Raw genomic sequence first — 22,909 nt, 5'->3', positions numbered from 1 at the left:
TCCGGCGACGTCAGTCTCAGGCGGCGGGGCCCTGCCCGTGGCGCCGCAGGTTCTCCTGGCGCTCCAACTGCTCCATCCGGTCGGCGGAGTCGAGCAGGGTCACCAGCTTCAGCCGGTTCGACTCCTCCAGGTGGCCGACCGTGACCCCCCAGGCCTTCGACCGGGGAAGGACGGTGCGTTCGGCCACGTCCTCCAGCAGCCGGTCGACGATGTCGGAGACCGGCGGCGCGTCCGAGGCGTCCGGGACCGGGATCATCGCCACGGCCTCGGCGGAGCCCCACACCGCCGGATCGGCGATGAAGAGGTGTCCCTGGGCGGCGGCGTAGCCGAGGGCCGCGTCCCGCAGGTCGGAGACCTGGTCGTCGGTGATCTCCCGGTTCGCCCAGGCGTCCTCGATCAGCGGGACGCGGTCGATGGGGCGGTGGGAGTCCACGATGCCCTCCAGCAGGGGGTCCGGCAGTGTGTTCAGGGTGCGGGACGCCGCGGCGTAGACGTCGGCGGAGTCGAGGTAGGGGCGGCCGACCACCAGGGTGCGGGCCAGTTCACGGCTCGCGGTCATGAAGGTCAGCAACGTGGTCAGTTGCTCGGCGGGGGCGGAGTTCAGGCCGTCGAGATCCCGGACCGCCGGGGTGGATGCGGGTCGCGTCGCGAAGAGCGGGGAAAAGGGTGGCGTGTACATGTCCCCTATGCTCCACCCGGCGGGTTTCCGCGCGGTTACGCGCGTGAACGGGGTCAGTTAAGGTACTCGTCCGCCAGGCCGTCCAGGGCCCCGAGCAGGACGTCCGTCTCATCAGCGTCGGTGACGGTGATGCGGACGCCCTCGCCGTCGAAGCAGCGCGTGGCGATGCCGTACCCGGCGATCGCGTCGGTGAACGCCCGTGCGCGGTCACCGAGGTCCAGCCACACGAAGTTTGACTGGGATCCGATGCGCAGTGGCTCGGGGATGTGCTCCAGGACGCGTGCGCGCTGGACAGCGGTCTCCTCCGTGCGGGCGGCCAGTTCGTCCTTCGCCCCGATGCTGGCGACGGCGGCGGCCTGGGCGACGGCGTTGACGCTGAAGGGGATGCAGACCTTGTTCACCGCTTCGATGAAGTCGGGGCGCCCCACCAGGTAGCCGACGCGCAGACCGGCCAGCCCGTAGGCCTTCGAGAACGTCCGGGCCACGGCCAGGTTCGGGTACTCCGCCAGCAGTCCGAGACCGTCGGGGAAGCCGTCCTCGCGGACGTACTCCACGTAGGCCTCGTCCAGCAGCACCTGGACGTCCGGCGGTACGGCGTCCAGGAAGTCGACGAGTTCCCGGCGGCCGACGGTGGTGCCGGTCGGGTTGTTCGGGTTGCACACGATGACCAGCCGGGTGTTGTCCGTGACGGCCGCGGCGAGGGCCGGCAGGTCGTTGCGGTGGTCCTCGGTCAGCGGGACCTCGACCGCGTTCGCCCCGGCGACCCGGGCGAGGATCGGGTAGGCCTCGAAACTGCGCCACGGGTAGATCACGGTGTCGGGGGAATCGCCCCCCTGGCACGTGGCCTGGATCGCCTGCTGGATCAGCGCGGAGGACCCCGCGCCGACGGCGACATTGTCCGCACTGAGCAACAGGGAGGACGGGCCGCCCAGCCAGTCGGCGATCTGCTCCCGCAGCTCCAGTGCGACCATGTCCGGGTACCTGTTGGACTGGGCGAGCGCGCCCGCCGCCGCCCTGGTGACACCGGGTAGCGGACCCCGGGAGGACTCGTTGCTCGACAGCTTGACGGGAAGGTCGTTCGGACCTCCCGGAACGTACGGGGGCAGGGTGGACAGGTCGGCGCGGATCATGGTTGTCAGCCTAGTACTCATGCGTTTTGTCCTGCCGTGGGGGGCTGCTGTAGGCTGCGTCTAGCCGTCATCCGTGACGGTGTGGAGGCGTGCCAGAGCGGCCGAATGGGACTCACTGCTAATGAGTTGTCTGCTTAACGGCGGACCGGAGGTTCAAATCCTCTCGCCTCCGCCACTTCAGATTCCCCAGGCTTTTCTTGTGGATGTGTCGTCAGCCGTCCGGTTCTTGTGGTGAGTTACCGGACATTCAGGACGTCGGCCCGTTACATGGGGTGTGTGGTGTACCCCGGGTCAGCGTGACACGTCCCGTCTGGTGGTGTGCCGGGGAATCTGGAGTCGCTGGAAACAGCGGGCGCCCGTAGCTCAACGGATAGAGCATCTGACTACGGATCAGAAGGTTGGGGGTTCGAATCCCTCCGGGCGCACGCTTTTCTTGAAGTCAACCCCCGGGTCACACATTGTGTGTCCCGGGGGTTCTTCCGTTCTTCGCCCACGTGGGGACCGTCGGAGTTGTTAGGCTTGGGCCGCATGAGCACCTTCACAGCCCTGATCACCGGCGCGAGTTCCGGACTCGGCGCCGAACTGGCACGGCAGTCCGCCGCACTCGGCCACGACCTCGCCCTGTGCGCCCGCCGGACGGACCGCCTGGAGGAACTCTCCGCGGAGATCACCGCGTCCCACCCGCAGGTGACGGTGCGTACCTACGCGCTTGACGTCACGGACGCCGACGCGGTCCGGGAGGTTTTCCAGGCGGCCCACCGGGACGCGGCGGACGGCCTCGACCGCATCGTGGTGAACGCCGGGCTGGGGAAGGGGCGCAAGATCGGCTCCGGGAAGCCGGAGGCCAACCGTGAGACCGCCACGACCAATGCGCTCGGGGCGCTGGCACAGGCCGAGGCGGCGATGGAGATCTTCCGCGGTGCCGGTGGCGGCGGGGGCGCGGGCCATCTCGTCCTCATGTCCTCGGTGACCGCGATCAGGGGAAACCGTAAGGCGATGACCACCTACGGGGCGTCGAAGGCGTTCGTGGCGAACCTGGGCGAGGGCATCCAGTCGGAACTGATCGCCGCGGGGATCCCGATCGACGTGACCGTGATCCTGCCCGGGTACATCGAATCGGAGATGACCGCCCGCAACGAGCAGGGCACGCCGTTGATGGTGGACACCGAGACCGGGGTCCGCTCGATACTTGCGTCGATCGAGGCCCGTAAGCGCAGGGCCTACGCCCCCGGATGGCCGTGGCGGCTGGTCTCCCCGGCGCTGCGGGTGCTGCCCCTGAAGGTCATCGCCAAGCTGATGTGACCGACCGTCCAACCTGCACTTTTGGCGCACAGGGCTGGCGCGTGTAGGCTACTGTCTCGTTGCGGTAAGCAACGGTGAGCGCCCGTAGCTCAACGGATAGAGCATCTGACTACGGATCAGAAGGTTGGGGGTTCGAATCCCTCCGGGCGCACCACAGAGAACGGACCCCGTCACCTCGCAGAGGTGGCGGGGTTCCGTCGTTGGTCCATCAACCCATCAGCCCTGTCACGAATGGGGTGCCGTGGGTTGTTCTTAACTGGGAAAAGCAACCCACGGCACCCCAATCGTGACAGGGGTTGAGTCAGCGGTGGCGTGGGCGGTCGGGTCACCGATGATCGCCGGCGAGCGGTACCTGGAAGCGCGGTATGAAGTACTGGCACAGAGGCCCGATAAGCAGGGCAAAGAGAACCGTGCCCACGCCGAAGGTGCCTCCCAGGAGCCAGCCGAGGGCAACGACCGTGACTTCGATCCCCGTACGTACCGCCCACAGAGGCAGCGGAGTGATCCGGTCCAGTCCAGTCATGAGACCGTCCCGGGGTCCTGTGCCGTACCGGGCTCCTATGTAGACACCGGTCGTGGCACCGACGGTCACGATGCCGGCGGCGAGGTAGAGCACTCTCGCCCACAGCTCAGTGCTGTCCGGGAAGAAGTACAGTCCAATGTCCGCTGAGGGGCCAACCAGCAGAACGTTCAGGACGGTGGCGATCCCGGGACGCTCCTTCAGGGGGATCCAGCACAACAGGACCACAGCGCTGATGACCACCATCACGGTGCCGAAGCTCAGAGGCACATGAAGACTCAGACCCAGGGTGAGGACGTCCCACGGGGCGGCGCCGAGGTCGCTTCGGACCAGCATCGCCAGGCCGATGCCGTACAGGAAGAGACCGCCGAACAGCTGGAGACTACGTCGGGCAAGCCGTTCCGTCATCACACCGTCAGTTTCCGGTGCTTCTGGTACTTCGCCTGGCTGCGGATGAACGACCCGATCACGTCCGGCCAGCGTCGGACGTCCTCCGGGGAGTACGCGATGGACAGCTGGGATCCGGGGAGCAGGTCGTGGAGCTCCTCGGAGACGGCCAGCGGGTGGGTGGGGTCGCCGATCCACCCCAGGATCAGCGTGGGGATCCGGCGTTCCCCCAGGGCGGCGATGCGTTCCCGGGGCGGCAGGTCATTGCCCGCCGCACCCCGGTACACGATCGGCAGCAGGTCCTCCGCCACGTCCGGCACGGTGAACGGGGTGTCCGCACTGCGGGCCGGGGGGTCGGGTTCCGCACGGGTGGTCTCGGCGAACGCGGCCAGACCGTGCTCCTCGACGAATTGGGCGGACCGTTCGTACACCCCCGCCCGGTCCCCCCGGAGTTCCCACGCGGTCGGCGGGATGCCCAGAACCAGCGAGCCGTAGCGTTCCACCGCGGCGTCCGGGTCGGAGGCGGCGGAGGTGAGGATCGTCGCCGATCCCATGGACTGCCCGACCACGTGCACCGGAGGGGTGTGACCTGCCTCGTCGCTGAGGAAGCCGGTGATCTTCTCCAGGTCCTTCGCCAGCGACGTCCACCGGTACGCCGCCGGGATCCGTGTTCCCACGGAATGGCCGTGGCCGCGGGCGTCGTACCGGAGAACACGCAGGTCATCCTGGCCGGCGGTGAGGTCGAGGCCCAGGGCCACGTCGCGGGCCCGGCTCGAGGTCAGTCCGTGGAGCTGGACTACGGGGGTACCGCCCACCGGGCCCCACATGTCGTAGGCGAGGCCGTCGATAGTCTCATCGGGGGTGTCGGTGACCGCGTGGTCAGGCATTACGGACCTTTCTGGCTTATCTGGAGTGCTGTCCCGGTGTCTCTCAGGCGACTTACGGGGGAAACCCGGTTGTAATCCTACGGTCCTATCTTCCGTAGGTATGAGACTCACAACTGTAGCCCTCATGGATCTCGCCGCAGGGCAGGTGCACGTGTACGAGCCCACCGTCGAGGACGTGCCCGGGCGTGACCCGGCCGGCCGGGTGCCGTCGTTCGACCAGGCACGCCACGCGGCCGGTGGTTCCCGCCCGGGAACCTGGATGGCGGTGGCGTTCGAGGCTCCGCCGGTGGCCAAGGGGCGGATCGCCGCGGCGTGGCGCAAGGTCATCGACCGGCACGGGACGCTGCGCACCGTCCTGCGCCAGCACGAGCGCAGCGGGCCGGGGGCCGACAGTTCCGCACCCCTGGTCAGGGTCCACGACATCGAGGTCACCGGTGGGCAGTGGCGGCGTGTCGGCGACGGGACGTCCGACCCCCGGGCACTGCTGCGGCAGGTCTTCGACGTCGCCTGCGACCCCTTCGGTTCCCCGTCCCACCGGCTCGCTGACGTCGCCCACCCGGACGGCAGCCGCTCGATCGTCATCGGACTGGACCACAGCCACACCGATGCCTGGTCACTGCTGGTCCTGGTGCGGGACATGCTCGCCTTCCTCGCCGACGAGGAGGAGGACAACAACGGGTCGGCCGCGCTCCGGGAGACCGTCCCGTCCTTCGCCGACCACATCCGCGACCTGGAGCGTCGCCCGGCCGCCCCGGTCGCCGTGCGCAACAGGTGGGCCCGGATCATGGCGGACGACGACGGTGACATGCCCGTGTTCCCGCTGGACCTCGGCGACATCTCCGAACCCCGCGATGAGGTTGTGGAGGTCCTCGACGTCCTCGACGCCGCCGGGGTGGCCCGGCTGGAGAAGGCCGCCGAGCAGCGGGGGGTGCGACTGCTCCCGCTGGCGATCAGTGTTCTGACCGCGGTCAACCGGGACATGGACGCCGGGACGCTGCGCGCGGTCTTCCCCGTGCACTCCCGCAAGGGGCCCGAGCACGACCGTGCGCTGTGGGCGGATTCGGTGGGCTGGTTCATCACCAACTCCGTGCTGGAGTGCGGCTCGACCGACACCGTCGACTGCGACGCCGCGGTATACGACGCCATCATCCTGGGCTCCCATCCGCTCGAGCCCCTGCTGCGGCCCTGGGGTGGCATGCCCAACACCCCGGGCATGTTCGCCCTGTCGTGGCTGGACAACCGGCGCCTGCCGGTGCAGGTTCCCGCCGGGACGCACCCGCAGCACGTCTCCGCGTGGATCAGGACCGACGGGGTGATGGCATGGTTCGTCCTCAACGACGACGGCATGCACCTGCGGGTGCGCTACCCGGGCACACCCGAGGCCAGCATGAATGTCGGTGGATGGGCGCAGCGTGTCGCTGACGGCCTGCGTGAGGTGGCCGGCGACGGAACGGGGGAGGGCTCAGACGACCCCGTTCTCGTAGGCGAAGACCACGACCTGAGCCCGGTCACGCAGTGACAGTTTCTGCAGTACCTTGCGTACGTGCGTCTTCACCGTCTCCTCGGAGATGAACAGCACACCGGCGATCTCCGAGTTGGAGCGGCCCGTGGCGATCTGCTCCACGATCTCGCGTTCCCGGGGCGTCAGGGAGGCGAGTTCCCTCGACTCGGTCCTCGACGGGGTGCGGGGGGAGCGTTCCACGGCATCGGCGATGAGACGCTTGGTGACCGTGGGGGCGAGCAGTGCCTCGCCGGTGACCGAGACACGGACGGCGCGGGCGAGCTCGTCGGCGGGGGCGTCCTTCAATAGGAACCCGGAGCATCCGATGCGCAGGGCCTCGTACACGTAGTCGTCGAGGTCGAAGGTGGTGAGCATGATGATCCGCGGGGCGGGGTCCAGTCCGGACGACAGGATCCGCCGCGCGGCCTCCAGTCCGTCCATCACCGGCATGCGCACATCCATGAACACCACGTCCGGCTGCAGGCGCGTGACCCGGTCGAGTGCCTGTGACCCGTCGGCGGCGTCCCCGATGACCGTGATGTCCTCCTGCGCGTTCAACAGCGCGGCGAACCCCTGACGGACCATCGCCTGGTCATCGACGACGATCACGGAGATGTTGTCCGGTCTGCTCATGTCGGACCAATCTACCGGGTGGCGACGGGTACACCGGCGGTAACGGTGAATCCCCCGTCCGCCGCAGGCAGCGCGGTGAAGGACCCACCCACGGCGCGCACCCGGGCGGACATCCCCTGGATGCCGGACCCGCCGCTGCTCTCCGGTGGCACGATCGCACCGTCGGTCGCGGGCCCGTTGTCCACCGACAGGTTCGCCCACTCCCCATCAATGTCCAGGTTGACCAGGATCTTCCCCCCGGGTGCGTGGCGGGAGGCGTTCGACAGGCACTCCTGCAGGACGCGTTGCAGGACCACCCCCGCCGTCTCGTCGATCTGTGCGGTCGCCGGGTCGAGGGTCCAGGTGACATCGACCCCCGCGCGGCGGGCGGCCGTGAGTGTCGGTTCGATCTGGTCGGCACCGACCGGGGTGGTGGCCCCCTCCTCCGCATCGGAGCGCAGCACGCCGAGCAGTTCACGGACCTGGTTCAGCGCCTCGCGGGCGGTGTCCGACAGGGAGTCGAACTCCGCGTGGATCGCCGGGGTGACACCCTGCAGCCGGTACGGAGCGGACTGGGACTGCACCACGATCATCGACATCTGGTGGGCGACCACGTCATGCAGGTCGCGGGCCAGACGGTTGCGTTCCTCCGCCATCACCCGCAGCTGCGACTGCTCGGAGGCGCGGGTGGCCTCCTGCCGCAGGCTCTCCGTGGAGGACGCCAGGTCGCGCCGGGAGGCGACCAGCCACCGGATCAGCAGGAACACGATGGTCCAGGAGAAGGTGCCGACCAGCCAGCCGATACGGACCTCGGACGGGTTCAGGGCCATGAGGACGCCCGTCCCGGCCACCGCACCGATCACCGCGGCGTCCGACCCCTTCAGGACGACGACCGCCAGGGTGAACGCGATGGCGAGGTGGAACGCCACCGGCCAGCCGAGCTGGTACTCCATGTTGAAGCGGAACGGCACACACGCCGCACTGGCCACGGCGACGACCAGCCAGGACTGCCACGGCCACCGGATGCTGGTGGCGACCGGCCACGTGCCGGCGGCGGCGAGGGCGGGGATGACCGCCGCGCTCACCGAATGGGTGAGGAACGATGTCGGCCACGCCACCGAGTAGAGGATCGCGGCGAGCAGGAGCACGGCCACGGGTGCACCGAAACGCTTCGCGGTGCGCCCCACCACGGTATGGGGTGTGCGGGTGCGCTCCCGGAGGGTCATGATCGGGCTGCCGGTGCCACGGGGACGTTCCTTACTGCGGTTCATGCCACATGACGCTAGTCGGCGGGCAGGGGAGGCGGATCCCCCTGGAGAGTGATATCGGAATCACTGCGGTGGGGGATTACCGCGGCGGTTGCGGCTTCGTAGCTTTCTCCGTCATGAACGCAATGAGCCGCATTCCCAGCCTGAAGAAGTCCATCACCGTTGTTGCCGGAACCATCCTTCTCCTCGGCTTGTCCGAGGGGTCCGCCACGGCGGCCACCGCCGTCGCAGACGCTGCAGGAACAGTCGACACCGCCGTCGCAGACACCGGAGGCGTCGGTGCGATCGACGCCGCCACCCGGCTGGCGGCCGGCGAGAAGGGAACGTCCTACTTCCCGGAGGAACTCGTCGCCGAGCTCGGTTACGTGCCGGGAACGCAGAACGGTCACGCCACCAATCCGACGGGGGACTGTTCCTCCCCGGTGACGCTGCCCGAGTCCTTCGAACCCGCATGCATGACCCACGACCTGGGCTACGACCTGCTGCGCGTCGCCGACCGCACCGGGGAGACGATCCCGGAGAACACCCGCCGGAACCTGGACCGGCAGATGGCGTCCCAGATGCGGGAGTCCTGCAACTCCCTCGGCTGCCGCGCGATGGCGTCGGCGGCACATATCGGCGTCGGCGCCAACACCATCCGGCAGGGCAACGGTGCCCCGGTTTCCGAGGGGTGGCCGTCATGGTGATGCTCGCACCGACCCCGACACCGACCCGGACCAGCCCGGCACCGGGCCCCCGGACGGTCCCCGCCCCCGGTCCCACCGTCCGCCCCGCCTACAGCTCCCGCGAGGCCGCGGGACTCCTCGCCAGCCTGGCGGCAGGGCTGATCCTGCTGCAGCACCTGCTCGGTGCGCTCGGCGGCGTGGTCTGGTGGACCTTCGACTCCGGTCCTCTGGGCCAGCACCCGCGCGACGTCCTCACGGAAACCTCCCCGTTCGGCGCGGTACGCGTCTTCGGCGACTACCCCGGTGTGGACGCCGGAACCGCGGCACGCGACACCGTCGATACCCTCGTCGACGCCGGCGGGTTGCAGCAGGACGTTCTGATGGTCACCCTGCCGACCGGGTCGGGCTGGGTCGACCCGGACCAGGTCGAGGCCGTGGAGGAATGGGCCGACGGTGACGTGGCGACCGTCGGCACGCGCTACGCCCGCACCCCGTCCGCCGTGGCGTACATGATGCGCCCCGACGTGGCCGTCGAATCGGCCACGGCGCTGATCAAGGAGGTGGTGGACCGTGTGGAGGCCATGCCGCAGACGCAGCGCCCAGAGATCCTGGTGCACGGCCAGAGCCTGGGCGTGGCCGCGGGGACGGAGGCCGTGTCGGAGCTGGGCATCGAGGACAGTATCGTTGCACAGCTGTGGCAGGGCAGGCCCGGGTCGACCGGGGAGCCGGATGCCCGGACCTGCACCATTGACGCGGTGAATGCGGATGATCCGGTGGCGAAGCTCAACTGGGGGCTGCTGGCGGACCCGGTGAAGGCCGTCGGTGTCCTGGCTGACCTGCCCGGGGCGGAGTCGAAGTCGCCCGGGAGTGGGCACTCCTACAGTCCGGTGCTGCCGCCGCAGGGGTGCGTGGTTGGAGTGTGAGTGCAGCCCCGGGGTCGGACAGCTGTCCGTATCAGTCGGCATCCCGGCATCCAGGGGCGGATTCACCGGGGCGTGAGCAACCCTGGACGCCGGGATGCGGCACGCCTCGTGGTGGGATGCTGCAGCCGGTGCCCTACACTTGGAGCGAATTGAGCAGGACGGTGCCTGCAGCTTCAGTGAGGAGAAGAGATGGCTGAGAATGACGGCTGGGGTCGACGGGACGGTGGGGACACGCCCGGTGCCGGGGATGCCGACGATTCCACCCGCGAGTTCCGTCCTGCCCCTGGTGGCGCTGGCCCGGCGTGGAACCAGCCCGGTGGCGGCCAGCCGGACTGGGGTCAGCCTCCGCCGCAGCCGCCGTACCCGCAGCCCATGCAGCCCGAGCCGCACTATCCCGATCCAGGGAAGTCCGACGGCGGACGCATGTTCCTCCTGATCGCCGTCCCGCTGCTCGCCGTCCTCTTGGTGCTGGTGGTTCTGATGTGGCAGTGGGACAATCTCTTCGGTTCCGATGATTCACAGGGCAGTGCCGCGCCGGGCACCACCGCCACCCAGCAGCCGACGGCCGAACCGGACGACGGGGAGGCAGACGAGACGCCCGGCGAACCCTCCACCACCGCGCGTCCCGAGGTCGCCGGTGTACCCGGCAACGCCGAACCGGTGAACGCCGCGGCCCGCAACGGTGATCCGGCCGGGAACTTCAACAACATCTACAAGTCCCCGCCGATCGGGGACAACTACACCACGGATGGATTCGCCGAGGCGGTCCGCAATGCTTTCGTGGATGCCTACCTTGAGGACCGGGAGACGGACCACGTGCTGAATGTCGTGAGCCCCAGCACCAATGCCAGTATCGAAATGACGTGCGAGGACCAGGGAAGCTACATCCACTGCTCCGGTGGCAACGACGCGAATGTCTACATTGCGTAGGCGCCGGGGGATCCTCGCCGCGGTGGCGGCCGGGGCGATGCTGCTGTCCGGCTGCGTGATCGGTGATGTGGACGGTGACGGGGGCGCCACCACGGCGGATGCGACGCGTGAGGCCCCGGTGGACGCAACGCAGGACGCCGCCCCGGACCCGACGACCTCCGGGGACGCGGCCGGCGCCCGGGTGGAACAGGACCTGGAACTCCCCGCCGAGGTCACCGGTCTCGGCGAGATGTCCGTGGCCGTCCTGGACTTCGTCGGCGGGGACGGGGACGGCGACCTGCGCTTCGGCGGTGCGGGCGACGTCACCGATTCCGCCTGGTCCACCAGTAAGGTCCCGTTGTCCGTCGCTGCGCTGCGGCAGGACTCCTCCCCTGCGGTGGTCGCCCAGGTCGAGCAGGCGATCACGGAATCCGACAATGCGGCCGCCGATGCTCTCTGGGCCTCCCTCGGGGATCCGGCGACGGCGGCGTCCGCGGTGCAGGACGTCCTCGCTGAAGCGGGTGACACCACCACGGTGGAATCGCGGAAGGTGCGTCCCGAGTTCAGTGCCTACGGCCAGACCCAGTGGTCCCTCGGGGACCAGACCCGGTTCGCCGCCGAGCTGCACTGCCTCGATGGCGCCGGGCCGGTGTCCGACGCGATGGGGAGGATCGCCGAGGGCCAGAACTACGGGCTCGGGACGTTCGCGGGCGCACAGTACAAGGGCGGGTGGGGCCCCGGTGCCGACGGCCGCTACCTGGTCCGGCAGTTCGGCCTGGTTCCCGCGCAGGACGGGACGATGGTCCCGGTCGCGCTCGCGGCCGTGCCGGCGGACGGCTCCTACGAGTCCGGCCAGTCCGCACTGACCGCCGTCACCGACGCACTGCGCGGTGAGATCGAGGGTGCGACGGGTGTGGGGGACCGGACGACGTGCACGGCTGCTGATCTCACACGGTCGTCTACTAAGCTCAGACCGCGTGGCACGAAGGACAGCACACTCGAGGCACCAGGCGACGCATGCCGCCGCATCCAAGAACCGGACGAACCTCTGGGTCGTCGGGGCGCTCCTGCTCGCTGTCCTGTCCGTCACCGTGTTCCTCAACGGACTGTCCGCGGACCGGGGCGATGACGGGGGCCGGGACCGCGAGGCCCTGGAGCAGGAGATCGCCGCCTCCTCGGCGCCGACGGCGGCCGAGGAAGCGGAGGACATCGAGGCATCGCTGGCCGGCATCGTCGAGGACATCTCCGCTGAATTCGGGGTGCAGACCGGGGCGACGATGCGTGCTGGCGGCGGTATTGTCCACGCCGGTGAACTGCAGGATATCCCGGCCCTCTCATCGATCAAGGTGCCGGTCTCCGTCGCCGCGGTGCAGGACAAGCTGTTGACCGGTGCCCCGGTGGAGGAGCAGGACGCCGACATCGACGCTGCCCTGACCAGGTCCGACAATGATGCCGCCCTGCGTCTGTGGGAGTCACTCGGCAGTGACGAGGAGTCGGCCGTGGCGGTCGGCGGGGTGCTCAGCCAGGCCGGTGACCCGACCGACACCCTGCGTGACCGGGACCTGGACACCTACGAGGGCTTCGGTGACATCACCTGGAGCCTCGACCACCAGGTGATCTTCGCGAACCGGTTGGCCTGCCTCAATGGCGCGGAACAGCCGCTGGACGCGATGGGGCGTCTCGTCGACGAGCACCGCGGCGGCCTGGGCCAGCTGCCGGAGGCCCGGGTGAAGGGCGGTTGGGGCTACGACGCCGACGACCAGTTCATCCTGCGGGAGTTCGGCCTGGCCGGGCCCGCGCAGGCGCAGGTGCCGCTGGCGGTCGCGGTGATCCCCGAGGACGGCCAGGAGGAGACCGCCCGCGAGGCCGTCGGTGAGATGGCCCGGCGTCTGGCCCCCGTGGTGGATGAGGCGTCCGCCACCGGCGGCGACGCCGACTGCCAGGCGGTTGCCAGCTAGAAGACCCCGATGTGCGCGCCGACGGTTTCGGCGTAGTGCAGCTGCTCCAGCCACCCGTCAGTCCCGGGGCGCACGCGGATGAACGGCCGGTTCGTCGGTGCGTCCCGCGTCCTGCCTGCCCGGGCCTCGAACCGTAGGCGGGCGTCGTGGCCGTCCTGGGTGAGTTGTTGGAGGTCCTCGTCCGGGTCAGCCAGCGAATCCTTCGCGGCGGTGAGCAGGGCGATCGTCTCGTCCAGTGCGGTCACCAGGGCGTCCCGGTTGTTCTCGCACATGGCACGGACCAGGCCGGGGGAGGTGCCGGCGACCCGGGTCCCGTCACGGAAACTCGAGGCGGCCAGGGACAGGGAGAGTGCCCCACCCTGGTCGGCGGTGATCGCCAGGGACTCGGCGAGGACATGGGGCAGGTGGGAGACCCGCGCCACCGCGTTGTCGTGCTTGCGGGCGCGCGCCGGGACCACCGATGCGCCGACGGAGTCCGCCATCTCCACGACCCGTCGCCAGACGCCGATCCAGGGCGAGCCGGAGGTGTCGTCCTGCGGTGCGTTGTCGTGGGTGACCACCCACACGGCCCCGTCGAACAGGCCGGTCACCGTGGCCTCCCAGCCCGAGTCCGCGGTACCCGCCATCGGGTGGCCGCCGACGAAACGACCGGCCATGCCCCGGTCGCGGACGAGGGCCAGGACATCCCCCTTCACACTGGTCACATCGGTGAATCCGCAGTCCGGAGCGTGCGCGGCGATGGTATCCAGCAGAGTGCCCAGCGCGGGGACGGGAACGCCGAGGACGATCAGGGCGTCCTGCTCCGCCGCGCGGGAGAGGGTGGCCACCAGGTCCGTGGAGACGTCGAACCCCTCCGCCGCCGCGGCGTCCACGCTGCCGGACGACCGGTTCCAGCCGAACGCCGGGCACCCCACGGTGTGCAGGTCACGCAGCAGACTGCCCCCGATCAGCCCGAGACCCAGAATGCAGACCGGGGCACGGACGGGGGCGGGGTTGGCGTGCGCATCAGAATCCACCTTTCAAGTGTGGCACAGGCCGACTACGGTTAGCGACCATGAATGGTTTCGTCGTTGCAGCCGAACTCGCCGAGGGTGACACCGGCAACTCGTCCTGGCGGGTTCGCGTCCTGCAGCGATCGGTGCCCGACGGGCTCGAAACGCTGGTCGGGAACCTGCGGAAGCTCCGCGCCGAAGGGGTGCTGCTGGGCCTGGTGTGTGTCGAGGACGACTGGTGTGCGCTGGTCAGACCCACGCCGCGGGGCTCACAGCTGCTGCTCGGGGATGCCTCGGTCATCGTCGAGGACGACCAGGAACCGGGCATCGACCTGGCCCGGGACATCCTCGATGAACTCGACGTGGACGGCCCGTCCGACGATGACATCGACGATGCCGACGACCCGGACGCGCCCTGGCCCGAAGGGGACTTCGACATGCTCGCCGACCTCGGGGTGGGGGAGCAGGTCCTGTCGGTGATCTTCGACGACGGCGACATCCTGGCCTCCGACCTGCTGCTGCGCGTGGCCGAGGAGCTCGGCTTCGGGGGTGAGCTCTCCGACGTCCTCGACGACCTCGGCTACGGCGGGGACAGTGACGGGGACGACGGCTGGTGACAGGGACGACCGGGTCCGGTCTGCCGCGTCCCGCCGGTGAACGGCGCGACGCGGCGTGGATCGGCCGGGCACTGGAGATCGCCCGCGGGACGCCGGAACAGGACGTCCCGGTCGGTGCCGTCGTGTACGGCCCGGACGGGAGTGAACTTGCCACGGCGACGAACCGGCGGGAGGCGGACGCCGACCCCACCGCCCACGCGGAGGTCCTCGCCCTGCGGGCCGCGGCGGGGGAACTCGGCGACGCCTGGCGGCTGGGGGACTGCACCCTGGCCGTGACCCTGGAACCGTGCGCGATGTGCGCGGGCGCCGCCGTCGGTGCAAGGGTGTCCAGGATCGTCTTCGGGGCCTACGAACCGCGTACCGGTGCGTGCGGCTCGGTGTTCGACGTGGCCCGCGAATCCCCGCTGCACGCGGTGGAGGTCCGTGGTGGTGTGCGGCTGGAGGAATGCGAGGAACTGCTGACCGGGTTCTTCCGGGAGCGCCGGGGGTAGTGGCGGGGGAGGACGCTTTTCTCTATCCTCGGATTCGATAGTTCACGACCCACCCACACAACCCCAACTGGAGGTACACAGCATGGATCTCGGCGGACTTGGAGACAAGGCGAAGAAGGCGGCCACGGACAACCGGGACAAGGTCGAGAAGACCGCCGGTGACGCGATCGACAAGGTCGCCGGCGGCGACAAGGCCGACAAGGCCAAGGGCGCCCTCAAGGACGGCCTCGACAAGCTGGGCGGCGGCAAGGACGACAAGGGTGGCAAGGACGACAAGTAGTCTCCTGCGTTTTGGGTCAGGTGCCACCGGTGCTGTAGCCTAATCTGCGGTGGCGTGTCCGAGCGGCCGAAGGAACTCGCCTCGAAAGCGAGCGTCGTGTAACAGCGACCGGGGGTTCAAATCCCTCCGCCACCGCCAACGCGAACCCTCCCACCCTCTCCCGATGTGGAGCAGGGCAGGGAGGGTTTCGCTGTGTCTCAGCACGCTTTCTGACCAGGAGAACAACGCCATATGCCCAAGCCGGTAGACCGGAGCACCACGTACGTCCCCGGACTGGACGGATTGCGGACCCTCGCGGTCGCCGTGGTGATTCTCTTCCACCTCAATGTCTCCGGAGTCGAGGGCGGACTGCTGGGCGTCGGGGTGTTCTTCACCCTCTCCGGCTACCTGATCACGGCCAACCTGATGAAGGCGTGGCAGAAGCGCAGGGACTCGGACGGGCGGGACAAACTCGGACTGAAGACCTTCTGGTTCCGGCGGTTCCGGAGACTCGCCCCGGCGATGCTCGTCACCGTGGCCGCCGTCCTGATACTCACCGCGGCCCTCGAGCGGGAATCGCTGGGGGACCGGGCCGGTGAGTCGCTCTCGACGCTGCTGTACGTCAATAACTGGCACGTGATCTTCGGCGGGTCATCCTACTTCGACAACTTCGGGGGCCCCGGGCCGCTGGACCACATGTGGTCATTGTCGGTGGAGGAGCAGTTCTACGTGGTGTGGCCGCTGGTGTTGCTCGTGCTGCTCATCGCCGGCACACGTCTGGCGGGGAAGAAGCGGGCGGGGACCCGTGCGATGACGGTGGCGATGTGGGCGACGGTGGCGCTGGCCATTGCGTCCTTCGTACTGATGTGGGCCCTGGCCTCGCCGGGGTTCGACAACACCCGTGCCTACGAGGGCACCGACACCCGCGCCGGCGGGCTCCTGCTCGGTGCCGCCCTGTCGATCTGGTTCGCCGTCCGGCAGGCCCGCGGACTGTCGGTGGTGCCGACCCGCGCCGCGTCCGACGTGATCGGTCTGCTGGGCGTGGCCGGCATCCTGGCGATGGTGGTCTTCGTCGGTGACCAGGACATGTTCCTGTACCAGGGCGGCATCGCGCTGCTGTCCGTCGCCACGCTGATGGTGATCCTGGCGGTGCTGCGTCCTGACGGGATCTGGTCGAAGGTCCTCGGCTGCGCCCCGATGCGCTGGCTCGGGGAGCGGTCCTACGGCATCTACCTGTGGCACATGCCGGTGATCGCCTTCATGCCCGCCGACTGGCTCGCCGGGCAGCCCTGGCTGTCCGGTGCGCTGGTGGTGGCAGTGTCCGTGGGGGTTTCCGCACTGAGCTGGAAGGTGCTGGAGGACCCGATCCGCAAGCACGGGGTCGTGGAACCGGTGAAGCGCTGGTGGGCGGCCCAGATGTCGGCCCGCCGGGCGGCGCGCAGCACGCCGCGGAGGACGTCGCCGTCAGTGATGGGGCCGTACATGGCGCAGACCTACGTCGGGTCCGCCGCCGTGGTGGTGCTCGCCGCCGTGGTCGTGGTCGGCGCACCGTCGGTGATCGCCGATGCCGGACGCACCGGTGGTGCGGCCCCGATGGAACTGCCGCAGCAGCGTCCCGCGGAGACGGCGCAGGACGATGACGGTGCCGACGACGGTGCCGACGGTCCGGACGGCGGCGTGCAGCACGACTCGGCTGCGACAGGGGCAATGTCCTGCTCCCGGGTCATCCACGTCGGCGACTCCACCTCGATCGGCATGTTCGATCCCGCCCAGTTGCCCCCGGACCGGGGCGAGGGGAGTGCCCGCTACGTGGACAAGGGAGCCGACGACGTGGTCACCAGCGTCTTCGGTGCGAGGGCCACAACCGAGGGATTCGAGGAGTACCCCTCCGCGGTGGACTCGGTGTCCCAACTGCTCGCCGAGGGTCAGCCGGAGGGGACCTGCTGGGTCATCGCCACCGGCGCCAACGACGCGGCGAACTTCTCCGTCGGTGCGAGCCTGAACGAGGAACAGCGCATCCGGACGATGATGGACATGCTCGACGACCGGAAGGTCATGTGGGTCACCACCGCCTCCGCCCTGGACCAGGGCCCGTGGGCGAAGGCCAACATGGCCGCCTTCAACGACGTGCTGAAGCGGGTCGCCACGGATTACAGCGACATGGCCGTCTACGACTGGGGCGAAGAAGTCGCACCGCACCCCGACTGGTTCATGGCCGATGACGGCGTGCACTACTCGCCCGTCGGCAACGCGGAGCGGGCCGACCGGTTCGCCGCCGCGCTGGCCAACGCTTTCCCCGAGGGGGAGGACACACATCCCGGTGGGAAAGTCGTCCACTCCGGGTTGTGACTACCAGAGGTCGACCGTCTCACCGGCATGAATGCGGATAAGGAGATCCAGGTTCACCTGGGACAATGAGCGGACGGTACTGACGCCGTTTTGACCAGCGTAGGAGCTGTGTACTGCGTCCGACGGGGGAACCGCCAGGACAGGTGCCCCTGTTGCCACCCCGGCATCGACCCCGGTCGGGGAGTCTTCCACGATCACGATTTCCTCGGGACGAAGTCCCAGACGCTGTGAGGCGGTGAGGAATACCTCCGGGTCGGGTTTTCCCTTGTGAAGTTCGTCGCCGGTGACCATTTCCCGCAGTGTGCCCTCTGGAGCGGCATCACGGACAATGCTGGCGAGACGACGGAAACTCTGGGTGCCGAGCGCAGTGGCCGTTCCATTGGCCTGCAGCGTAGCGAGCAGGTCCACAGCGCCCGGCAACCAGGGAACCCCGCTGCGGTAGATCGAGGAGAGCTCAGTGATCATCCGGTCGATCGCCTCGTCCACGGTCAGGTCGAGACCGCGGTCGATGATCGCCTGGGTCGTCTGGGCCAACGGTCGTCCGAAATAGGAGAAGGCGTCCTCCTCCGTCCAGTCGATGCCGTCGGCGGCGGCCACGCTGGACTCGACCCGTGCCCACAGCGGTTCGGAGTTGATGAGCGTTCCGTCGAGGTCGAAGACCACACCGCGGAAATCAGGCCGTGTCATCGCAGCACCCGCATGAAGTGACGGCAGGTCTCGGTCATGGCATCCCGGCCCGGACGGATGTATTTGCGGGGGTCGACGCCGCCCGTATTGTCGTCGTCGGTCAGCCAGTCCCGCACTGCGCCGGTGAAGGCGATGTTCAGGGCGGTACCGATATTGATCTTGCGCATTCCCGCCTTGGCGGCAGCGGCGAGTGACTGGTCCGGGACCCCTGAGGAGCCATGGAGGACGAGGGGGATGTCCACCTGTTCGGCGATGCGTTCCACCAGGTCGATGTCGACGCTGGCTGAGCGAGTCGTCATGGCGTGGGAGGAACCGACGGCCACAGCGAGGGAATCGACTCCGGTGTCCGAGGAAAACTGTGCAGCCTCCCCCGGGTCGGTACGGACGCCAGGGGCGTGGGCCCCGTCCTTGCCCCCGATCTCCCCGAGTTCGGCCTCCGTCCAGATGCCGTTGTTGTGTCCCCAGTCCGCGACGCGTCGGGTGGTGGCGACATTGTCGGTGTACTCGAGTTCGGAGCCGTCGTACATCACCGAGGAGAAGCCCAGATCGCGGGTGCGTAGCGCGAGTTCGGGGTCCTTGATGTGGTCCAGGTGCAGGACAATCGGGGCAGGGGAGTTTCCGGCGACGGACACCATCGCCGCAGCGATGGCCTCGGGGCCTTCGTGGAAGGCGATCGCGTTCTGGGAAAGCTGCAGGATGACCGGGGTCTGTTCCGTTTCCGCAGCGGCGGTGATGGCTTCGGCGTGTTCGAGGGTAATCACGTTGAATGCGGCCGCGGTGGTGGTCCGGTCGAAAAGCTCGGCGGGTGTGATGATCATGCTGTTGACTTTGCCACCGAATCCATTACTTTGCAAGGAAATACACCCTTGTGCAATCAAATCCAAGAAACTACACTGGTTTTCGTGAGGATACGAAGGAGATGTCGCGTATGAGAGATGCGCCGATGCTGGCCTCAGAACGGCAGCGCTACCTGCTGAACGAGCTCCAGACCTACGGGAGGATCACCGCCGCGGCAGCAGCGGAGGAGATCGGGGCGTCGGTGGAGACGATCCGCAAGGATCTGATCCACCTCGAACGCGAGGGCAGGCTGCATCGTGTCCACGGTGGAGCCCTGCCCATTACCCCGGTCACCTTCGAACCGGACGTCACCATCCGGGACGAGAACCACGAGGAGAAGATCCGCATCGCCCGTTCAGCGGTCGCCCGGGTCCCTGACGGAGGGGCGATTGCGGTGGACGCAGGCTCGACGACCATGGAGTTCGTGCGGCGGTTGCCCGACCGGCCGCTGAATGTCTACACCACCGCGCTGGACATCGCAGTCGCACTGTCACACCACCGGAACATCCGGGTCTCGACCTTCGGCGGACTGGTCCGGGCGAACACGACCGCGCAGGTGGGTCTTGTGGCCATCAACGCCATCGAACGGATGCACTTCGACGTCTCCTTCGTGGGCACCAACTCCATTTCGGTGGAGCGGGGGTTGGCGACGCCCGACGAATCCGAGTCGGCAGTCAAATCGGCTCTTATCGAGCATGGAGAGCGGGTCGTTCTTCTCGCCGACCACACCAAATTCACCCAACGCTCACTCATGACATATGCGCAGGTGACGGATCTGGATGTCGTTGTCACCGGATCTGAACTGGATCCGGAACTGCGCGAGGCCTTCAGTGAGACCGACACCGACATGGAGTTCGTATGATCGTCACAGTAACCCCGTCACCCGCAGTTGACTGGACCGTATCCACCGACAGTTTCGACCTCGACGCGGTCAACCGGGCAGGCCGTTCGACCCGGGAAGCATCCGGGAAAGGTGTGAACGTCTCCTGGGCGCTGCACCGGGCAGGCGTGCCCACCACCACCGTCTTCCCCGGTGGTGGGCAGACCGGACAGTTCATGGACGATGCGCTCTCTGGGGCGGGGATGCCGTTCACCCGGGTGGACACCGGCCAGGAAGTCAGGACGAACATCACCCTGATCACCCCGGGCCACTCCACGAAAATCAACGAACCCGGAGTTGAACTGACTGAAAGTCAGCTTACCCAGCTCACGGATGCTGCTGTCGCGGCGACCGTGGATGCCCGGGCCGTTCTGGTCTGCGGCAGCCTGCCTCCATCCATGTCCGCCGGTCAACTTCGTGATCTGGTCGCGGAACTCCGTACGGCGGGAACCGGGAACGCGGAGGTCGTCGTGGACAGTTCGGGAGATCCTCTGACCGCTGCCTTGGAGGCGGCCCCCTCGTTGATCAAACCGAACGTCCACGAACTCTCTGAAGTCGTCGGCCGCGACATCTCGACGCTGGGGGAGGTCGTCGCGGCCGCGCACCTGGCCATACAGGCTGGGGCTGGTGCCGTCCTCGCCAGCCTCGGGGCGGACGGGGCCATGTACATCGACGGAACGCACGCCGTCTTCGCTGCGGCCCGGGACATTCCCTTCGTCAACTCCGTCGGAGCGGGGGATGCGCTGCTGTCCGGATTCATGGCGGTTCAGGGTACTCCGTCGGAGCGGTTGCACAACGCGGTGCTGTGGGCATCCAGTGCGGTCGCGCACGAATCCACCTTGTTCCCCGTCCGGCCTGACTTCGACGACCGGATCTCCGTCAGCGACGTCTTCGACAACGACACACCCCTCTCTGAACCCTCGGTTCCGCTGGTCCCCACCACACGATCAGAAAGGAAGAGCAAATGAGTTCACAGGATGATGTCTTCATCGTCGCCGCGACAGGGTGCCCCACCGGAGTCGCCCATACGTTCATGGCGGAGGACGCACTGAAGAAGGCGGCGGCGGACCGCGGAATCGAGATCCGGGTTGAGACCCATGGGCAGGTCGGGCTGGAGAATGAACTGACCCCCGGGGAGATCAAGCGGGCCACCGGCGTGATCATTGCCGCGGACAAGGAGGTCAATGCCCGGCGTTTCGCCGGAAAAGCCGTCATCGATGTCGGAGTGAAAGAGGGAGTCAGCCACGCGGATCAGCTGATTGACCGGGTACTGGAGAAAGCCGCGGCGCCTGTCGGAGTGGTTGCCGGTGGCTCCGGCAACGGTGAAGGTGGTGCGGACGGTGGAGACGAACCACAAGACGAGAACGACTTCCTCAACGTCGCCGCGATTGACACCGAGGGCGACCAGGGCTGGCGCAAGGCGGGACGTGCCATCTACAAGCACCTGATGAACGGCGTGTCCTACATGCTGCCGTTCGTTGTCGGCGGCGGTGTCCTGCTTGCCGCGTCGTTCCTGTTCGGCATCTATTCGGCCGACCCGACCTCGTCGGAGTACAACCAGTTCGCCGAGATGCTCAACACCGTGGGTAACACTGGCCTGGGCCTTATGGTCCCGGTACTGTCCGCGTTCATCGCCTTCTCGATATCCAACCGTCCCGGTTTGACCGTTGGTCTGATCACCGGTTTGCTCGCTGCGGACCTGGGTACCGGGTTCCTCGGCGGTATCGTGACCGGGTTCCTCGCCGGATACGGGATGCTGTGGCTCGGCCGCGTCTTTGACAAGCTCCCCAAGGCACTCGGTGGGCTGAAGGCTATCTTCCTGCTGCCGGTCCTCGGTACGTTGATCTTCGGTGGCATCACCTTCGTCATCGGTGCTCCGATGGAGTCCATTTCCAGCGGGATGGAGAACTTCCTCGCCGGATTCCAAGGTTCCAATGCCATTGTCCTAGGCATCATCATCGGCTGCATGGCTGGTTTTGACATGGGCGGCCCAGTGAACAAGGCCGTGTACGTGACCGGTGTGGCCCTGCTGGACGCGGGCAACATGGAGTTCATGGCTGCTGTGTCTGCGGCCTGCATCGCACCGCCGATCATCACCGCCATCGCTGTGACGCTGTTCCCGAAGGGGTTCGAGCCGGGGGAGCGTAAGGCGGGTTACGTCAACTACCTGCTGGGTTCCACACACATCACCGAGGGTGCGATCCCGTTCGCTGCGCGGAACCCGCTGGTGGTCATTCCGCTGATCATGCTGGGTTCCTCCATCGCGGCGGTGCTCACCCTGCTGTGGGGGGTGACGTCCCCGGCACCGCACGGTGGGTTCCTTGTCTTGCCGATCGTGGGTAATCCGCTGGGCTGGGTGGCAGCCGTCCTCATCGGCTCCGTCGTCTCCGGCGTGCTCTACGGGCTCTACCGGCTCAGCCAGGTCCGTAAGTCAGCGGAGGCCGACCAGACCGCAGAAGAAGAGATCGCAGAAGAGGCCAGCGTGGCAGAGACGGAATCTGCCGCCGTACCGGTCGAGGCCCCGGCCGTTGCCGACATGTTCACGCGTGAGAACGTCCGCCTCGATCTCCGCGCCGACTCACAGGATGCCGCACTGTCCCAGGTCGCGGCGATGGCTGTCGAGCGCGGATACGCAACCGACGCCGACGGAGTTTTGTCCGGACTGAAGGAACGTGAAGCCCAGACGACAACTGCGCTGATGGACGGTATCGCTATCCCACACGCGAAACACCCAGCGATCATCGAGCCGGCGCTGCTGGTCACGAGGTTTGAGGGCTCCGTTGCCTGGCCGGACGAGGATTCCAAGGTCAACGTCGGCGTGGCCATGCTGATCCCGGAAGCACAAGCGGGAACCACCCACCTGAAGCTGCTCGCGAAGGTGTCCCGGGCGTTGATGAACGAGGACATCCGGCACACGCTAGCTTCCGGTACGGCCAGTGAAGTATACGACGGGCTCAGCGCGAAGCTGAGGTGAGGAAGCGAACACCCACTTTCGGCGCAACTTCCCTACGATGGGACACCGACTATGTTGTTCTGACAGAAGTTTCCCGGAGACT

Annotated in this window: 23 protein-coding genes and 4 tRNA genes; 18 read left to right on the top strand and 9 right to left on the bottom strand. The window is 67.9% G+C overall.

Annotated features, from left to right (window positions below):
- Positions 1-16 precede the first annotated feature (16 nt).
- Together ACTIL2_RS02705 and ACTIL2_RS02700 are read right to left on the bottom strand one after the other, a co-directional pair.
- A complete protein-coding gene (locus ACTIL2_RS02705; RefSeq protein WP_442335912.1) occupies positions 17-679 on the bottom strand; it encodes a hypothetical protein in 663 nt (220 codons plus the stop codon).
- Between the two features lie 53 nt (positions 680-732).
- The gene (locus ACTIL2_RS02700) at positions 733-1,809 is read right to left on the bottom strand and encodes a histidinol-phosphate transaminase (protein WP_442335951.1); all 1,077 of its coding nucleotides are present in this window, start codon (positions 1,807-1,809) and stop codon (positions 733-735) included.
- 83 nt (positions 1,810-1,892) lie between these two features.
- Between ACTIL2_RS02700 and ACTIL2_RS02695 the strand changes: the two genes are divergently transcribed.
- The 4 genes from ACTIL2_RS02695 (at position 1,893) to ACTIL2_RS02680 (ending at position 3,265) form a co-directional block, all read left to right on the top strand.
- Positions 1,893-1,984, top strand: a tRNA-Ser gene (locus ACTIL2_RS02695).
- Between the two features lie 177 nt (positions 1,985-2,161).
- Positions 2,162-2,234, top strand: a tRNA-Arg gene (locus tag ACTIL2_RS02690).
- Positions 2,235-2,337: 103 nt separating this feature from the next.
- Positions 2,338-3,111: an SDR family oxidoreductase gene (locus tag ACTIL2_RS02685; protein ID WP_442335911.1), complete on the top strand. Its 774-nt coding sequence runs from the start codon at positions 2,338-2,340 to the stop codon at positions 3,109-3,111.
- A gap of 78 nt (positions 3,112-3,189) precedes the next feature.
- A tRNA-Arg gene (locus ACTIL2_RS02680) sits at positions 3,190-3,265 on the top strand.
- Between the two features lie 171 nt (positions 3,266-3,436).
- Here ACTIL2_RS02680 and yczE read toward each other — a convergent pair.
- Positions 3,437-4,039: a membrane protein YczE gene (gene yczE, locus ACTIL2_RS02675; protein ID WP_442335910.1), complete on the bottom strand. Its 603-nt coding sequence runs from the start codon at positions 4,037-4,039 to the stop codon at positions 3,437-3,439.
- Positions 4,039-4,905 (bottom strand): alpha/beta fold hydrolase, encoded by an 867-nt coding sequence (locus ACTIL2_RS02670; RefSeq protein ID WP_442335909.1) that lies wholly within the window; start codon positions 4,903-4,905, stop codon positions 4,039-4,041. Before ACTIL2_RS02670 ends, yczE begins: the two co-directional genes overlap by 1 nt.
- Positions 4,906-5,005: 100 nt before the next feature.
- Here ACTIL2_RS02670 and ACTIL2_RS02665 point away from each other — a divergent pair, with 100 nt between their 5' ends.
- Positions 5,006-6,424 (top strand): hypothetical protein, encoded by a 1,419-nt coding sequence (locus ACTIL2_RS02665; protein WP_442335908.1) that lies wholly within the window; start codon positions 5,006-5,008, stop codon positions 6,422-6,424.
- Here ACTIL2_RS02665 and ACTIL2_RS02660 read toward each other — a convergent pair.
- Both ACTIL2_RS02660 and ACTIL2_RS02655 read right to left on the bottom strand, forming a co-directional pair.
- Positions 6,368-7,039, bottom strand: coding sequence for a response regulator (locus tag ACTIL2_RS02660; RefSeq protein ID WP_442335907.1), 672 nt, complete (start codon positions 7,037-7,039; stop codon positions 6,368-6,370). The two genes, ACTIL2_RS02665 and ACTIL2_RS02660, sit on opposite strands and share 57 nt — an antisense overlap.
- A gap of 11 nt (positions 7,040-7,050) precedes the next feature.
- Positions 7,051-8,289, bottom strand: coding sequence for a sensor histidine kinase (locus tag ACTIL2_RS02655; RefSeq protein WP_442335906.1), 1,239 nt, complete (start codon positions 8,287-8,289; stop codon positions 7,051-7,053).
- A gap of 113 nt (positions 8,290-8,402) precedes the next feature.
- Between ACTIL2_RS02655 and ACTIL2_RS02650 the strand changes: the two genes are divergently transcribed.
- From ACTIL2_RS02650 to ACTIL2_RS02630, 5 genes are all read left to right on the top strand, one after another.
- On the top strand, positions 8,403-8,972 hold the full coding sequence (locus ACTIL2_RS02650) for a hypothetical protein (RefSeq protein WP_442335905.1): 570 nt from the start codon (positions 8,403-8,405) through the stop codon (positions 8,970-8,972).
- Positions 8,966-9,874, top strand: a complete 909-nt coding sequence (locus tag ACTIL2_RS02645; RefSeq protein WP_442335904.1) for an alpha/beta-hydrolase family protein — start codon at positions 8,966-8,968, stop codon at positions 9,872-9,874. The genes ACTIL2_RS02650 and ACTIL2_RS02645 overlap by 7 nt, the downstream gene beginning before the upstream one ends.
- Before the next feature lie 189 nt (positions 9,875-10,063).
- Positions 10,064-10,804 (top strand): hypothetical protein, encoded by a 741-nt coding sequence (locus ACTIL2_RS02640; protein ID WP_442335903.1) that lies wholly within the window; start codon positions 10,064-10,066, stop codon positions 10,802-10,804.
- Entirely contained in the window at positions 10,788-11,912 is a 1,125-nt protein-coding gene (locus tag ACTIL2_RS02635; protein WP_442335902.1) for a hypothetical protein, read from the top strand. The genes ACTIL2_RS02640 and ACTIL2_RS02635 overlap by 17 nt, the downstream gene beginning before the upstream one ends.
- Positions 11,875-12,741, top strand: coding sequence for a hypothetical protein (locus ACTIL2_RS02630; RefSeq protein WP_442335901.1), 867 nt, complete (start codon positions 11,875-11,877; stop codon positions 12,739-12,741). Before ACTIL2_RS02635 ends, ACTIL2_RS02630 begins: the two co-directional genes overlap by 38 nt.
- On the opposite strand, the gene ACTIL2_RS02625 is transcribed toward ACTIL2_RS02630, so the two are convergent.
- Entirely contained in the window at positions 12,738-13,757 is a 1,020-nt protein-coding gene (locus tag ACTIL2_RS02625) for a prephenate dehydrogenase (protein WP_442335900.1), read from the bottom strand. The two genes, ACTIL2_RS02630 and ACTIL2_RS02625, sit on opposite strands and share 4 nt — an antisense overlap.
- A 38-nt stretch (positions 13,758-13,795) precedes the next feature.
- Between ACTIL2_RS02625 and ACTIL2_RS02620 the strand changes: the two genes are divergently transcribed.
- The 5 genes from ACTIL2_RS02620 (at position 13,796) to ACTIL2_RS02600 (ending at position 17,449) form a co-directional block, all read left to right on the top strand.
- Positions 13,796-14,350 (top strand): tRNA adenosine deaminase-associated protein, encoded by a 555-nt coding sequence (locus ACTIL2_RS02620; protein ID WP_442335899.1) that lies wholly within the window; start codon positions 13,796-13,798, stop codon positions 14,348-14,350.
- A 59-nt stretch (positions 14,351-14,409) separates the two neighbouring features.
- On the top strand, positions 14,410-14,841 hold the full coding sequence (locus tag ACTIL2_RS02615) for a nucleoside deaminase (protein WP_442335950.1): 432 nt from the start codon (positions 14,410-14,412) through the stop codon (positions 14,839-14,841).
- An 82-nt stretch (positions 14,842-14,923) separates the two neighbouring features.
- Positions 14,924-15,121 carry a hypothetical protein gene (locus tag ACTIL2_RS02610; protein WP_442335898.1) on the top strand — a complete coding sequence of 66 codons (198 nt, stop codon included), beginning with the start codon at positions 14,924-14,926 and terminating at the stop codon, positions 15,119-15,121.
- 48 nt (positions 15,122-15,169) lie between these two features.
- Positions 15,170-15,259 (top strand) — tRNA-Ser (locus ACTIL2_RS02605).
- A gap of 93 nt (positions 15,260-15,352) precedes the next feature.
- Positions 15,353-17,449: an acyltransferase family protein gene (locus ACTIL2_RS02600; RefSeq protein ID WP_442335897.1), complete on the top strand. Its 2,097-nt coding sequence runs from the start codon at positions 15,353-15,355 to the stop codon at positions 17,447-17,449.
- Here ACTIL2_RS02600 and ACTIL2_RS02595 read toward each other — a convergent pair whose 3' ends face one another.
- Both ACTIL2_RS02595 and ACTIL2_RS02590 read right to left on the bottom strand, forming a co-directional pair.
- Complete coding sequence (locus ACTIL2_RS02595) at positions 17,450-18,136, bottom strand: HAD family hydrolase (protein ID WP_442335896.1); 687 nt, start codon at positions 18,134-18,136, stop codon at positions 17,450-17,452.
- Positions 18,133-18,954 (bottom strand): class II fructose-bisphosphate aldolase, encoded by an 822-nt coding sequence (locus ACTIL2_RS02590; RefSeq protein ID WP_442335895.1) that lies wholly within the window; start codon positions 18,952-18,954, stop codon positions 18,133-18,135. The genes ACTIL2_RS02595 and ACTIL2_RS02590 overlap by 4 nt, the downstream gene beginning before the upstream one ends.
- A 110-nt stretch (positions 18,955-19,064) precedes the next feature.
- Between ACTIL2_RS02590 and ACTIL2_RS02585 the strand changes: the two genes are divergently transcribed.
- The 3 genes from ACTIL2_RS02585 to ACTIL2_RS02575 are packed head-to-tail and all read left to right on the top strand — an operon-like array spanning position 19,065 to position 22,827.
- On the top strand, positions 19,065-19,835 hold the full coding sequence (locus ACTIL2_RS02585; RefSeq protein ID WP_442335894.1) for a DeoR/GlpR family DNA-binding transcription regulator: 771 nt from the start codon (positions 19,065-19,067) through the stop codon (positions 19,833-19,835).
- On the top strand, positions 19,832-20,821 hold the full coding sequence (locus ACTIL2_RS02580; RefSeq protein ID WP_442335893.1) for a 1-phosphofructokinase family hexose kinase: 990 nt from the start codon (positions 19,832-19,834) through the stop codon (positions 20,819-20,821). Before ACTIL2_RS02585 ends, ACTIL2_RS02580 begins: the two co-directional genes overlap by 4 nt.
- Complete coding sequence (locus tag ACTIL2_RS02575; protein ID WP_442335892.1) at positions 20,818-22,827, top strand: fructose-specific PTS transporter subunit EIIC; 2,010 nt, start codon at positions 20,818-20,820, stop codon at positions 22,825-22,827. Before ACTIL2_RS02580 ends, ACTIL2_RS02575 begins: the two co-directional genes overlap by 4 nt.
- Positions 22,828-22,909 lie beyond the last annotated feature (82 nt).

Origin of the sequence: Corynebacterium sp. (genome assembly GCF_052107835.1) — a bacterium.
Lineage (GTDB): Bacteria > Actinomycetota > Actinomycetes > Mycobacteriales > Mycobacteriaceae > Corynebacterium.
Note: the sequence above shows the minus strand (reverse complement) of the source record. Positions and strands in the feature narration are given on the sequence as shown.